This window comes from Pseudomonas sp. SWRI81, from assembly GCF_014268545.1.
Classification (GTDB): Bacteria; Pseudomonadota; Gammaproteobacteria; order Pseudomonadales; family Pseudomonadaceae; genus Aquipseudomonas; species Aquipseudomonas hamedanensis.
In genome coordinates, this window is record NZ_JABWQS010000003.1 from 96,283 (window position 1) to 109,841 (window position 13,559).

Below are 13,559 nucleotides of genomic sequence, written 5' to 3' on the forward strand. Positions count from 1 at the left end.
CTTAAGCCAGTCGCCTGATTCCCTAGTCATAAGAGGGCGTTTTTTGACTACATCAAACGAGTTGATCAGTGCGAAAGCCGCCATCGGCGTTGAAGGTCTCGATGACATTCTGGCCGGTGGACTGTCTCGTGGCCACGTGTTCCTGCTCGAGGGTGAACCCGGTACGGGTAAAACCACGGTGGCCCTGCATTTCCTTCGTGCCGGCGCGCTGGCAGGTGAACGCTGCCTGTACATCACGCTCTCGGAAACCGAGAAGGAACTGCGCCAGGGCGCACTCTCCCATGGTTGGGAGCTGAACGAAAAAATCGAAATATTCGAGCTGACGCCGCCGGAAAGCCTGCTCAACGCCGAGCATCAGCAAAGCCTGCTGTACTCCTCGGACCTTGAACTGGGCGAGGCAACCCGGCAGATTTTCGAGGTAGTCGAACGCTTCAAACCGACGCGCGTCGTCCTCGACAGCCTCTCGGAGATCCGTCTGCTGGCGCAGAGCTCGTTGCGTTATCGCCGACAAATCCTCGCAATCAAGCACTACTTCGTGCGCTATGACGCCACCGTCCTGTTGCTTGATGACCTGACCACCGAATCCCTCGACAAAACCGTGCACAGCGTGGCCCATGGCGTGATTCGCCTTGAAGAGCTGACGCCGAGCTACGGCGCGGAGCGCCGCCGGGTGCGCGTAGTCAAGTATCGCGGGCAGAAATACCGTGGCGGCTTTCACGACTTCACCATCATGGGCGACGGCGTGCACGTGTTTCCGCGCCTGGTCGCTGCCGAGCATCGCGGCGACTATGCGCGACTGCAATTATCGAGCGGCATCAAGGAACTCGACGCGCTGCTCGGTGGCGGTATCGAAACCGGTTCAAGCACCCTGATCCTGGGTCCGGCCGGTACCGGCAAATCGCTGATCTCGATGATTTTCGCGGCCGCCGCCGTGGCCCGCGGCGAGAAGGCCGCGCTGTTCATTTTCGACGAAGAGCTGGGCCTGCTGTTCGAACGCATGCGTCATATCGGCATCGACCTCAAAGCCTTGCAGGCGACCGGCAATTTGCTGATCGAACAAGTCGACGCCGCCGAATTGTCGCCAGGCGAATTGTCATACCGCGTTCGGCGCTGTGTCGATGAGCGCGACATCAAGACCGTGGTCATCGACAGCATCAACGGCTATCAAGCGGCAATGCCGGAAGAAAACGCGCTGGTGCTGCACATGCACGAATTGCTGCTGTACCTGAACCGTAAAGGCGCGGCGACTTTCATGACCGTTGCCCAGCATGGCCTCGTCGGCGACATGCAGGCGCCGGTCGATATCACTTACCTGGCCGACACGGTGATTCTGTTGCGTTACTTCGAAGCCCTGGGCAAAGTCCGTCGGGCAATATCGATCATCAAGAAACGCACCGGCAACCATGAATCGACCATTCGTGAATACCGGATTTCCGCGCGCGGCATGACCATCGGGCAACCGCTGGAGTCCTTTCAGGGCGTACTGCGTGGCGTACCGACTTACATGGGAGCGAGCAATCCATTGCTCGAGGATGAAAGCTTGTGACGGTCAACACGCCGCTGGCCGAACGGGTCCTGATTCTGGCGCCCTTGGGTCGCGACAGTCAGATCGCGCTGAAGATCCTTAACGAAGCAGGTTACGAGGGTCAGATCACGGCGAGTCTCGGCGCCCTGTGCGCCGAGCTGGAATTCGGCGCCGGGCTGCTGTTGATCGCTGCGGAAGCCTTGCGCGGACCAGAGCTGGAAGGGCTGATCCTCTACCTCGATCAGCAGCCCGCCTGGTCCGACCTGCCGATCGTGCTGCTGACCCATCACGGCGGCCAGGAACAAGGCCCGCCGTCCGGCCTGAGCGAATTGCTCGGCAACGTGACGTTTCTTGAGCGCCCTTTCCACCCGGCGACACTGGTCAGTCTGGTCACCGCGGCCTTGCGCGGACGGCGACGACAATATGAAGCCCGCGACCGCCTGATTGATCTGAGCGAAAGCGAACGGCGCCTGCAATCGACCCTGGAAACCCTTGAACAACAGGTCGAAGAACGCACCGCGCAACTTCGTCATAACGAAGAAGCGTTGCGCCAGTCGCAGAAGATGGAAGCGGTCGGTCAACTCACCGGCGGCATCGCACACGATTTCAACAACATGCTGACGGGCATTATCGGCAGCCTGGAACTGTTGCGCCGGCGTCTGGCCCGGGGCCGTACCGAAGACCTCGACAGTCTGATTGACCTTGGCGTGACCTCAGCCAACCGCGCCGCCGGCCTGACCCACCGCCTGCTCGCGTTCTCCCGGCGCCAGTCGCTCGACCCCAAAGCCGTGCAAATGAACACGCTGGTGCTGTCGATGGGTGAACTGCTGCAGCGCAGTCTCAACGAAAGTATTCATCTGGAAATGCGCCTGGACGACGACCTCTGGGTCGCCGAAGCCGACCCCAATCAACTGGAAAGCGCCCTGCTTAACCTGGTGATCAATGCCCGCGATGCCATGCCCGAAGGCGGCAAACTGGTGGTGGCGACCAGCAATGAGGTGCTGCATCCGGAGTTCACCGAGGCCTACAGCAATCTGGAGCCTGGTGATTACGTCATGCTCAGCGTTACCGACAATGGCAGCGGCATGCCGCAAAGTGTGGTCAGCCGGGCCTTCGACCCGTTCTTTACGACCAAACCCATCGGCCAGGGCACCGGGTTGGGCCTGTCGATGATTTACGGTTTCAGCAAACAATCACGCGGCCATGTGTCGATCGACAGCGAGATCGATCAGGGCACCACCGTCAAACTGTACCTGCCGCGCTTTCGCGGTGAGGAAATTGAACTCCCTGTGTCGGATTCGCAGCAAGCGCCCTATGCCATGGATGGCGAAACCGTGCTCATCGTCGAAGACGATCCGGCCGTACGCGTGCTGGTCAGCGCTGTACTCAGTGAGTTGGGGTATGCCTTCGTCGAGGCCAGTGATGCGGACGGCGCCATGCCGATCCTGAACTCTTCGCAGCGCATCGACCTGTTGATCAGCGATGTCGGCCTGCCCGGCATGAATGGCCGGCAACTGGCGGAGGTCGGCCGCCAGTACCGACCAGGCCTGAAGGTATTGTTCATTACCGGATACGCCGAACACGCGGCGGTGCGCGGCGGATTCCTCGACTCAGGGATGCAGATGATCACCAAGCCGTTCACATTCGACCTGCTGACCGCCAAGGTGCGGGAGATGATCCGGGGATGATCTGATGATCAGCTCCCATCAACAGCAGGTCACGCCATTTATATCAACAGGGCAGTTGCTTCGCGCTGATTTGAAGTTAACCGCCTTTGCTGCGCAGCCTGGTAAACGATCTAAAGAGGCGCCAGGTAATCTCAAACGGCCCCATAGTTTTGAACCTTTGTGTCAGCAAGCGGTGGGCGATTCGTTTTCACCATTTTCTGCAGGCCGGACTTTATGTCGCGTTTATAAGCATTTCGCATTATCTGAAACCCGGAGTTTACAGCGTAATTCACGGTTTCTCGTACGCCGTCGCTGATTACGGCGCTCACGCCCTCAAGCTGCAGCCCTTGCGCCGCCAGTCGAGGGACCGCGCTAAAAGAATCTCGGCCGGCCACATTGCTGAGCTGTTTTACAACTGAAAACTGCGAGAGATCTCGACTTTCCTGGTATGGCGCCTCCTCCGGGAAATAACTGCGGGAAAAACTCATACTCATGGCCACCGCCCCTTTGGTAGCTGCGGGGTACAAAACCTCTTGGGCAAGGCTTACAGAAAGGGATTGCGCAGGACCAAACAGGTTGTAATCAATTAATTTGGAAACCCCTTTAGTCAGCACCGTAGCGCCGATCTCAGCGTTAATACCGGCTCTTGGAGGCGTCCCCGTCCAATCATTGTTCGGCCGGCTTGCTTCGAATTGAGAAAAAAATTCAAACCCGAAGTTATCCCCTAATGACGTGATCTGATCGATTGCCGCAAGATTCAATCCCGGGGTGAAAAAATGCTCAACCGCCACAGGAGCAGCCGTTAATACTGCGCCTCCCAAGGCTCCCGCGGAACGCTCTGCATATCGCCGTAAACGACCGATATCTTCATTCTGATTATGAGCGACCCATGCTGCTCCCGTGATCGCCCCATTGATCGCTGCCGAAGCCCCGCCTGCAACTGCCAACACCCAACTCGCCGGATTCGCAGCCTTTATGAGATAGCCGATAGCCGCCGCAGGCACTTTTGCTGCAAAGTCAAAGCCACCGGCCCATATCATCGCCTTGGCCGTCTCCCATCGCGACAAGCCCTGCAAATCGACATACCCGACCGGGTTGCCACCGACCATCGCGTACAGATTCAGCCCATCGTGGGTGCCCCCCGGGTCGGCACTCAGCCATCGCTGTCGCCACGGCATGTAGTAACGAAACCCGTAATAGTAAAGGCCGGTGGCGTCGCGCTCTTGCCTTGAATAGCGCACCGTCCGGTAGCTGGCCTCGACCTCGTCACGCCCGGCCCACCAAGCTGTGGCGCCATAGGCATAGTAACTTTCCTGACTGATCAGGTGCGCCTCGAAATCCAGCTCCAGACTGCTGGAGCCCAGATGATCGGTGAGGATGTAGCGATGTTGATTGTCGGCGATACGCGAGGGCCGACCCCTTTGCCAGTGCAGGACCTGCACAGTGCAGCGGCCAGCCTGAACAGTGATGATGTGCAGGGTTTCTTCAGTTGTAGTGCGGATTTCCAGCCCCGGCAAATAGCGGGTTTCATGGGTGCGGGTCAGTTCAGGGGTATGTGCCGTGCGAATTTTACGCAGACGTTGACCCGTACAGTCATAAAAATAGCACTCGCTATCGTTGGGACCGTTTTTACGAATCACTTGATGGACCTGGCGCAACTGGTTGCGCCTGTCCCAAAGAAGATTCTGGCCTGTTTGCAGCAGGTTGAGATTGCCGTTGGCGTCGTAACGTCTGGCGATTTCTACCTCATCCGGTCGCTCACCTGCGACGGTGTACGGCAAACTACGATTGCTGGTCAGCGCGACAGCCGTGCGTTCGCAGCGCGAACCACTGTCGGCGGTGTGCTGCAGCATACAAAGGTTACCAGCGCTGTCGTAGTCAAACGTCTGCTGATAATTTTCCAGTTGCAGCGGATCCGCCGGTGAGATGAACTCGGGCAGCTGCGGCCCGCTCAGGGCCCGGATTCGTTGCCGACCAGAGGCTTTGATCAATTGCCCAAGCGTGTCGTACCCATAGGCGGTGAGAGGCGCGACTCGTTGATTGCGGAAATAGTGGATCGGCTGAGCGCTGTCGGTGATGCTTAGCAACTTGCCCACCGGATCATAGTCATACGCGAGATCCTGCAGCACCGGCTCGTTGGCCGCTTGCGCGGCCAGGCTATTGAGCCGTCCATTCTGCGAGTCGAAAACGCTGCGAGTGACGACCCCGTTACCGGCAGTTTGCTGTTCTATTTGACCAGACGCGTTGTAGCGGATATCAGCCACTAACGTGGTGTATCCGTTGGCGCCGACCGGTTTCAGACACGCCCGGGCCAATTCCCCGGCCACGGTCTGTCGCAACAATTGTTGATTGCCCTGCGCATCAACGTGCCGGATCAGGTCACCTGAAGCGTTGTAGTCCATACCGGTGATGGCATTCCAATCTTCCAGCAGGGCGTCGCGCTTACTTGCCTCTTCAGGCCAGTCCGGCTCATTCAGCTCTTTGAGGAATCGCCGAGATTGCTCGATAGGCGCACCGTTGAGGCCAAACTCAGTAAAGTACGCCGAACCCGCCGCATCGTCATGACGGACCAACTGCCCGCAGCGATTATGCCGGGCAGACTCGAGGCTGGCGTCGGCGTAAGACAGGCATTCGCTTCGGTGCTCGGACTCGCCGGCCGAACGGTCGAACACGAACGTCGGGCGCAGCCACGCATCGTATTGCACGCGGCGGTGATTGAGCTTTTGATCCCAGCTTTCAAGAGGCTGGCCAGACGCTCCCGTCAACGTCAAACGCCAACCGGCATCCACGTTGACCGATAGCAAGGATGCTCCAGACAGAGTGGTGATGCTGGTCTGGTTGGCGGGAGAGGTATCGTCGCTTTGAAAGCGCAAAAACAGCCGCGGATCACGCGTGTGACTCGCGCGGCGCGGAAGGTCATGAACCGTTTGCCAGACATAGGCTTGAAGCTCGTCCAGGCCCGATCGCCGAAAGTACGAGACCTCGCGTACCGCGGCACCACGAGGTTCAATGACGGCAAGCTTTGGCGTGTGACGATGCATGAACAGTGACCTCGCGGTGGTTACGAGGTCTTTATTAGCTCTGAAGCCGCGTGTGTCAACTGTCAGAAATTACAGGTATCGCGCCATTTGCCGCGTTTTCAGGCCAGCAATTCCTGAATCTTTTCCTGCAGCACGTCCAGGTCAAACGGTTTTTCAAGGATCGGCGCCTTGCTGGTAATCGGGCTGCCGGTCTCGCGGATTTCCTGCGGATAGCCGCTGATAAAAATCACTTTGAGGTCAGGTCGCAACTTCACGGCAGGTTCGGCGATCTGCACGCCGGAGATGCCGCCCGGCAAACGGTAGTCAGTGATCAACATGTCCAGGTGCGGTTTGCTGGCGAGGATTTCGAATGCCTGCTCGCCGTTTTCCGCTTGCAGTACGCGATAGCCCTGCCCTGACAAGTAATCGGTCAGAACCATCAAGATAACCGGTTCGTCTTCGACGACGAGTACAACATCTTGCGCATCTACGCTCATGGGAAGCCTTTGTTCGGTCAATAGCTGCTGATACGACCGTGTGGTCACTCAGAGGTTGCGTCGGATGTGCCGTTTTCCTGGATGGGCAGACAAACGCGAAACAGGGCGCCTTCGTTGATTTCACTCTCGACGACGATGGAGCCGCCATGGGCGGCGACGATCTGCTCGGAGATGAACAGACCCAGTCCGAGCCCGGCCACTACCGTCTTGGCGGAGACCCGTTCGAACTGTTGAAAAATACGCTTCTGGTTCTCGGCACTGATGCCGATGCCGTGATCCTGCACCTCGATACGCGCCTCGTCATCGACGCGGTAAACGCGCACCTGAATCGGACTGCGACCACCGTAACGCAAGGCGTTGGTCAGCAGATTGGACACCACCTGCTCGATCCGGAATTCATCCCAGTGCCCCTCCACCGGCTCCGCTGCGGTGAAAGACACTTCGGTTTCCGCCGCCTCGATCTGTTGCGCAAAGTTTTGCAGCAGATTGCTCACCAACTGCACCAGATCGAAATGGCTCGGCCGGATCGACAGCTTGCCGGTGCGAATGCGCGACACGTCGAGCATGTCTTCGATCAGCCGGATCAGGCTTTTGATCTGCCGTTCATCGCGGTCGACCATCGCGTGCATTTTGTCGAGCGTGAACGCCGAGGCGTTGTCCCGCGCCAGGTGCATCTTGCGCAGTTGGGTTTCCAGTATCAGCCCGTTGAGTGGCGTGCGCACTTCGTGGGCGACGATTGACATGAAGTCATCGCGCATACGCACAGCCTGCTCCAGCTCAAGCTGGGTACTCTGCAACTGCTGGAGCAAGGCTTCCTGCTCGCGGCGCGCCTGCTCCAGTGCTTCGACCTGCTGCTTCATCGCCTTGCTCTGGCGATACAAATCGACAAAGACGTTGACCTTGCTCTTCACCGCATGGATATCCAGCGGCTTGTGCAGGAAATCCACCGCACCGCTCTCGTAGCCCTTGAACGCATAGTTCAGTTCACGGCCGGCGGCGCTGACGAAGATGATCGGGATGTTCTTGGTTTTCTCGGTGCCGCGCATCAACTCGGCGAGTTCAAAGCCGTTCATGCCGGGCATTTGTACATCGAGGATGGCCATGGCGAATTCGTGTTGCAGCAGCAGCGACAACGCTTCATCTGCCGACAGCGCCTTGTAGACGGTGCGGTCTTCACGCTTGATCAACGCTTCAAGGGCCAGCAGGTTTTCCGGCAGATCGTCGACGATCAGCAATTTGGCTTGGATATTACTCAGCATGCGATTCGTTCCAGCTCGACAAGCAGACGGCCGATGCCGTGAATGGTTAGGACATGATCCGGCTGGTGAACATTCAGCGCAGCCTGGGGCATGGTGGCAACTTGTGCTTCTGTGGGGTCCTGGACAATGGTCAGTCCGCCCCGCTGTTTGACGACGGCCAGGCCACGTGCGCCGTCGTGGTTGGCCCCGGTCAGCAGCACGGCGGCCAGTGCCGGGCCGTACGTGTCGGCGGCGGACTCGAACAGAAAATCGATGGATGGCCGGGAATGATGCAAACGCTCTTCCAGGCTCAACGACAGACTGCGGTCCTGCTCCACAGACAGGTGATAACCCGGCGTGGCGAAATAGACGGTGCCGGGGAGGATGTCTTGCTTGTCGCGGGCTTCTTCCACAGGCAGCGCCACACGCCGGGCAAACACTTCGGCCAAATGACTGCGGCGTTCTTCAGGCAGGTGCAGGACGATGATGATCGGCAGCACAAACCCTTGGCGCAGCGGGCCAAGCAGCGTCAGCAGCGCTTCAACGCCGCCGGCCGACGCGCCGATCACAACAGCCTCGATTCGAGGCAGGCTTGGGGTGCCGTTCATGATTTGCGGTAGATCCGTTCTTGTTTCACCAGCGGCTCGAACTGGTTGGCGTAGCTGGAAAAATCCAGGGTTTCCTTGCTGCCCAGCACCAGAAAGCCACGGTGCGAGAGCGATTCATGGAACAGCCCGAACGCCCGGTCCTGAAGCTTCTTGTTGAAATAGATCAACACGTTACGGCAGGAGATCAACTGGGTTTCGGAGAACACACTGTCGGTGGCCAGGCTGTGGTCGGCGAAGGTCACGTTCTCGCACAGACTCTTGTCGAAAATCGCGTAACCGTACGCCGCCGTGTAATAGTCGGCGAACGAACACTGGCCGCCGGCCTGCTGGTAATTGGCAGTGTAGGCACGCACGTTCTCCATCGAGAAAATCCCTTGCTTGGCTTTATCCAGCGAGCGCGGGTTGATGTCGGTGGCGTAGATGATCGTGCGGTCAAGCAGGCCTTCTTCGCGCAACAGGATCGCCATCGAGTACACCTCCTCGCCCGTGCTGCATCCGGCAATCCAGATCTTCAGCGACGGATAGGTGCGCAGCAACGGCACCACTTCCTGGCGAATCGCGAGAAAGTGCGACGGATCGCGAAACATCTCGCTGACCGGGATCGTCAGCAATTGCAGCAGCTGCATGAATGCCGTCGGATCGTGCAGGACTTTCTCCTGCAACGCTGAAATCGTCGCGCACTCGAACTGGTTCAACGCATGCAGCACCCGGCGCTTGATCGATGCGCCGGAGTAATCGCGAAAATCGTAGCTGTACTTGAGATAGATCGCCTCGATCAGCAAGCGCAGTTCGATTTCGCTGTTTCGTTCACTTCGTTCCACTAGATGCGTTCCATCTTCGGTAACCACACGCGAATCAGCGAGAACAGGCGATCGAGATCAATCGGTTTGGCCAGATAGTCATTTGCGCCGGCCTGCAGGCAGCGTTCCTGGTCGTCTTTCATGGCCTTGGCCGTCACCGCAATGATCGGCAGCTTGCGCCAGCGCGGATCCTTGCGGATCTCGACAGTGGCTTCGAAACCATCCATTTCCGGCATCATCACGTCCATCAACACCAGATCGATGTCTTCGACTTCGTTGAGTCTCTCAATGGCTTCACGGCCGTTACGGCCGATCACCACCACGGCGCCCTTGTGCTCCAGCGCACTGGTCAGGGCGAAAATGTTGCGGACATCGTCATCCACCAGCAGCACCTTGCGACCTTCGAAGACCTTGTCGCGGCTGCGTGCGGTCTTGAGCATCTTCTGCCGTTCATGGGACAACTGCGATTCGACTTTGTGCAGAAAGAGTGTGACCTCGTCCAGCAGTCGCTCTGGCGAACGCGCCCCCTTGATGATGATCGAACGCGAATACTTGCGCAGTTCGGCCTCTTCATCGCGGGTCAGGTTGCGTCCGGTGTAGACGATGACCGGCGGGAATGAACAGATATCTTCGGTGGACATGCGCTTGAGCAAGTCGTTGCCGAGCATGTCCGGCAGTTTCAGGTCGATCACCATGCAGTCGTAGATCGTGGTGCGCAACAACTCCAGCGCATCCTGGGCGAGGCCTACAGCGGTGATTTCGATGTCCTCATCGCCAATCAGCCGGGCAATGCTCTCGCGCTGCAAATCATCGTCCTCGACCAGCAGCACGCGCTTGACCTTCTGGGTCAGCTTGGCTTCAAGGCGGGCGAATACATCCTTTAGCTCCTCGCGGGTGGTGGGTTTGACGGCGTAACCGATCGCGCCCATGTGCATCGCTGCCTCAACCCGGTCCTCGACCGAGATTACGTGCACCGGAATGTGTCGGGTTCCAGCGTGCTCCTTCAGGCGTTGCAACACAGTGAGACCAGAGTGATCCGGAAGGCGCATATCGAGCAGGATCGCGTCCGGGACGAACTCACGGGCCAGGTCGTAGCCCTCATCGGCGCCATGGGCTACCAGGCAGTGATAACCGAGTTCATGCGCCAGATCGTAGAGGATGTGTGCAAAGTTCGGCTCGTCTTCCACCACCAGAATGCACCGCGTGGCAAACGGTGCCTTGTCTCGGTCGTCGGCGAAGCGCGGAATGTGTACTGGCGCCAGCGGCGAAACCACGGGCGTGGGTGCAGGTGCGACGGCCTCGCTCGGGGCCGGCGGGGTAAACGTCGACGGTAGCGATGCGACCTGGTTGGACTCGCTGTAGTGTTGCGGCAATACCAGCGTGAAGACGCTGCCCTGCCCCGGTGTACTGGAGACGCTGATCGAACCACCGAGCAAGGTCGCCAGATCGCGGGAAATCGACAGCCCCAGTCCGGTGCCGCCGTACTTGCGATTGGTGGTGCCGTCGGCCTGGCGGAACGCTTCGAAAATGCTTTCCTGCTGATCGGCCGCAATGCCAATCCCCGAATCTTGCACAACGAAGGCAATGCTGTCGTTCGGCTGACCGCTGATGGTCAGGCTGACGGCGCCTTGTTCGGTGAACTTCACGGCATTGGACAGCAGGTTCTTGATCACCTGCTCCAGACGCTGGCGATCGGTAAACAGCACCGACGGCGCGCCCGGGAGCAAATCGACACTGAACGTCAGGTGCTTGTCGGCGGCCACCGGTTCGAACAGGCTGCGCAGGCTGTCGGCCAGACGGGCGACGCTGGTGTTCTCCGGAACCACCTCGAGCTTGCCGGCTTCAACCTTGGAAATGTCCAGAATGTCGTTGATCAGGTTGAGCAGATCATTGCCTGCCGAGTAGATGGACTCGGCAAACTTGACCTGTTCGGCGGTGAGGTTTTCGTGCGGATTTTCCGCCAGCAACTTGGCCAGAATCAGCGAACTGTTCAGCGGCGTGCGCAGTTCGTGGGACATATTGGCGAGAAATTCTGACTTGTACTTGCTCGAACGCTGCAACTCTTCAGCGCGCTCTTCGAGCTGCACCTGGGCCTGGTTGAGCAAGTTGTTCTTCAAGTCCATGGCATCGCGCTGCTCGGCCAGGGTCTGCGCCTGCTCGGCAAGCTGCTCGTTGGTCTGTTCCAGTTCGACCTGCTGGGTTTCCAGGTGCGCCTGGGACTCCTTGAGGATGCGCGACTGTTCTTCCAGCTCTTCGTTGGCGGTTTTCAGCTCTTCCTGCTGCACTTGCAACTCTTCGTTGAGTTGCTGGGTTTCGGCGAGCACTTCCTGCAATCGCTGGCGGTAACGTGCCGCTTCGATCGACGTACCGATGTTGCCGGCGATCAGTTCCAGCAGGTCGATGTCGCGATCGGTCAATGGGCGCAGAAAGCCCAGTTCAATCACACCGTTGACCCGATCGTCGTCGCTGGTCGGCACCACCAGCACGCTGTGCGGCAGACCTTCGCCAAGACCCGAGCTGACCTTGAAGTAATCGGCCGGCACCGCGTCCAGACGAATCAGGCGCGCCTGCTGGGCGACTTGTCCGGCGATACCTTCGCCACTGTAGATCACCTGTTCCTGGTCTTCCTGCTCCCGGGAAAAACCATAAGTGGCGACGCGTTTGAGACCACCGTGCTCTTCACGCACATACAGCGCCGCGACGGCGCTTCCCAGGTATTGCGCGCAGAACTGCAGAATATTGCGGCCCAGCAGATTCAGCGTGAGTTGCCCCAACACCTGCTCGGCCAACTGCGTTTGCCCATTGCGCAGCCAGGCCTGGCGCTCCAGACGTTGGGCGCTGGCCTCCTGTGCCGACAGGGTGGCGGAGTAACTTTGGGACAGGTTGACCAGATCACGGCGACCTATATAAGCCAGCAGTCCGCTGATCCCGGCGATGAACAGCAGGTACAGGCTGATGCTCCAGACCGTCGTGCGGCGTACATCCTCGTTGCGCGTGGCGCGCAGGACCTGCTCGGTTTCGATCACGTCTTCAAACTGTTTACGAATCTCATCCGTCAGGCGCTTGCCCCGCCCCGCTTTCACCGCGCCGCGGTAATCGCCGCTGCTGCGCTGCAAATCAATCATCGACTGCGCGTAGTTGGCCCACTCCACCTGCAACGCCTGAAGACGACGCAGGCGATCGGTCTGAATAGGATTGTCCGCCGTCAATTCGAGCAGCGTGTTGAGCGCGACGGCGATACGCGGCTTGGCCGTTTCGTAGGGATCGAGAAAATGCTCATCGCCACTGAGCAGGTAACCGCGCATCCCGGTTTCGAGGTCGACGGTCAACTTGACCGCCTCGTTGGCGTTATTGATGACCCGGTCGGTGTGCTCGACCCACTGGATCACCGACAGCAAATAGGTAATCAGCGACACGAAGAACACCGCACTGATCGCGCCAACACCCAGCGGCAGGCTGATGTTGCGACTCAGAAGTTTACGAAACCGTTGTTCATCAACCGAAGACGGAGAGGACATGGGGCAGCCTTGTCGAACTGTTGAAAACCCGAGAGTTTGCCCCAAAACCACAGGCTGGATCCATTTTTCTGACAATATTGATGGCATTTTCCTACACGCCTGCCCTTTGTGATGGCAGCAGCAGTTATCCTTGTCGCCGCGCACGGCCCTGCTCTTTTTTTGTATCAGAACGGGAACTTGTGGCTATGCGCCATTTACTCATGCAAGAGTCCGGTGATTTTGATCGACCGGTATCCCCCGATTTCCTTCTTCCGAGAGTCCTGTCATGTCTGCCAACCCTGCCACCCCTGCCACCATCCTCGTCGTAGAAGACGACGACATCGTGCGCATGCTCATTGTCGATGTGCTTGAGGAGTTGGAATACACGGTTGTAGAGGCTGATGGTAGCGCTGAGGCGCAGGTAATCCTCAAGAATCTGGACACCCGCATCGATCTGATGATGACGGATGTGGGGCTACCCGGCATGGACGGTCGTGAACTTGCCACCGAAGCACGAAAGTCACGCCCGGAACTGCCTGTACTGTTCGCCAGTGGCTATGCCGAATCGATTGATGTCCCGAAAGACATGTACATGATCGGCAAGCCGTTTTCGATTGATCAACTACGCGATAAAGTAAACGGCATCTTGAAAAGTTAAATGACGTCGAAGCACCTTGTTATACTCAAGCACTCTTTGCAATGCTTAA

General features: G+C 58.5%; 9 protein-coding genes. 3 read left to right on the top strand and 6 right to left on the bottom strand.

The window, feature by feature from the left end:
- Positions 1-43: 43 nt before the first annotated feature.
- Together HU765_RS03070 and HU765_RS03075 are read left to right on the top strand one after the other, a co-directional pair.
- Complete coding sequence (locus tag HU765_RS03070; protein WP_186551433.1) at positions 44-1,546, top strand: ATPase domain-containing protein; 1,503 nt, start codon at positions 44-46, stop codon at positions 1,544-1,546.
- Positions 1,543-3,213, top strand: coding sequence for an ATP-binding protein (locus tag HU765_RS03075; protein WP_186551432.1), 1,671 nt, complete (start codon positions 1,543-1,545; stop codon positions 3,211-3,213). Before HU765_RS03070 ends, HU765_RS03075 begins: the two co-directional genes overlap by 4 nt.
- 131 nt (positions 3,214-3,344) lie before the next feature.
- On the opposite strand, the gene HU765_RS03080 is transcribed toward HU765_RS03075, so the two are convergent.
- The 6 genes from HU765_RS03080 to HU765_RS03105 form a co-directional block, all read right to left on the bottom strand.
- The gene (locus HU765_RS03080; RefSeq protein WP_186618992.1) at positions 3,345-6,233 is read right to left on the bottom strand and encodes an RHS repeat protein; all 2,889 of its coding nucleotides are present in this window, start codon (positions 6,231-6,233) and stop codon (positions 3,345-3,347) included.
- A gap of 98 nt (positions 6,234-6,331) precedes the next feature.
- Positions 6,332-6,709, bottom strand: a complete 378-nt coding sequence (locus HU765_RS03085; protein WP_186618993.1) for a response regulator — start codon at positions 6,707-6,709, stop codon at positions 6,332-6,334.
- Between the two features lie 44 nt (positions 6,710-6,753).
- Entirely contained in the window at positions 6,754-7,968 is a 1,215-nt protein-coding gene (locus HU765_RS03090) for a hybrid sensor histidine kinase/response regulator (RefSeq protein WP_186551429.1), read from the bottom strand.
- Positions 7,962-8,555 carry a chemotaxis protein CheB gene (locus tag HU765_RS03095; RefSeq protein WP_186618994.1) on the bottom strand — a complete coding sequence of 198 codons (594 nt, stop codon included), beginning with the start codon at positions 8,553-8,555 and terminating at the stop codon, positions 7,962-7,964. Before HU765_RS03095 ends, HU765_RS03090 begins: the two co-directional genes overlap by 7 nt.
- Complete coding sequence (locus HU765_RS03100) at positions 8,552-9,376, bottom strand: protein-glutamate O-methyltransferase CheR (RefSeq protein ID WP_186551427.1); 825 nt, start codon at positions 9,374-9,376, stop codon at positions 8,552-8,554. The genes HU765_RS03095 and HU765_RS03100 overlap by 4 nt, the downstream gene beginning before the upstream one ends.
- Entirely contained in the window at positions 9,376-12,873 is a 3,498-nt protein-coding gene (locus HU765_RS03105; protein ID WP_186618995.1) for a response regulator, read from the bottom strand. The genes HU765_RS03100 and HU765_RS03105 overlap by 1 nt, the downstream gene beginning before the upstream one ends.
- A 265-nt stretch (positions 12,874-13,138) precedes the next feature.
- Here HU765_RS03105 and HU765_RS03110 point away from each other — a divergent pair, with 265 nt between their 5' ends.
- Positions 13,139-13,510 carry a response regulator gene (locus HU765_RS03110; protein ID WP_186618996.1) on the top strand — a complete coding sequence of 124 codons (372 nt, stop codon included), beginning with the start codon at positions 13,139-13,141 and terminating at the stop codon, positions 13,508-13,510.
- The last annotated feature ends 49 nt before the right edge of the window (positions 13,511-13,559 follow it).